The sequence below is a fragment of the Vibrio sp. 1727 genome (assembly GCF_033344415.1).
Taxonomy (GTDB): Bacteria; Pseudomonadota; Gammaproteobacteria; order Enterobacterales; family Vibrionaceae; genus Vibrio; species Vibrio alginolyticus.
Window position 1 is genome coordinate 1 of the sequence record NZ_JAWPOT010000230.1, and the last position, 732, is coordinate 732.

Below are 732 nucleotides of genomic sequence, written 5' to 3' on the forward strand. Positions count from 1 at the left end.
TATTGGTCCTGCGTTTGCAGCGCCTCGTACAGGTCTAGTGGCTTACGAGATGGCCGTGAAGCCATTCTTTGTTGAAGCTTCTCAAGCTCACCTTACCGCGTTCTCTGTGATCTTTTTTGCGGTTGCAATGCTGTTCTCTTGGTTCCAAGGCCGTCTTATCGACTTGATCGGTAAAGTGCTGACTCCAGCGCTGTTTGTCGGTTTGATCATTCTTGCTGTTGCAGTATTCCTAGATCCTCAAGGCGATATGATCGGTGCACGCGGTGAGTACCTAACTCAGCCATTAACCAAAGGCTTCCTTGAAGGCTACAACACCATGGATACTTTCGCATCGCTGATGTTTGGTATGTTGATGGTGGATGCACTGCGCGGCAAAGGTATTACGGAGCGTTCTGCGACGACTAAGTACCTGATTTTTGCAGGTTGTATCGCTGCGGCTGGTCTAGCATTTGTTTACATTTCGCTATTCTACCTAGGCGCTACCAGTGCAACAGTTGCTGCGGGCGCAGACAACGGTGGTCTGATTCTAAGCCAGTACGTTCAAGCATTGTTTGGCCCTTACGGTCAAATCGTTCTTTCTGTGATTGTATTGTTAGCGTGTCTGACAACGGCTATCGGCCTGATTTCAGCATGTTCTGATTTCTTCAGCTCGAAGACATCACTGTCATACAAGCAGTGGGTTCTAATCAACGGTGCCGTATGTGCGCTAGTTGCTAACGTTGGTCTAGCACA

1 protein-coding gene is annotated in these 732 nt (G+C 48.6%); it reads left to right on the forward strand.

Going from position 1 to position 732, the window contains the following annotated elements; all coding sequences use genetic code 11:
- Positions 1-732: branched-chain amino acid transport system II carrier protein (gene brnQ / locus R8O10_RS24945; protein WP_318191920.1), on the forward strand; the 732-nt coding region annotated here is incomplete at both ends.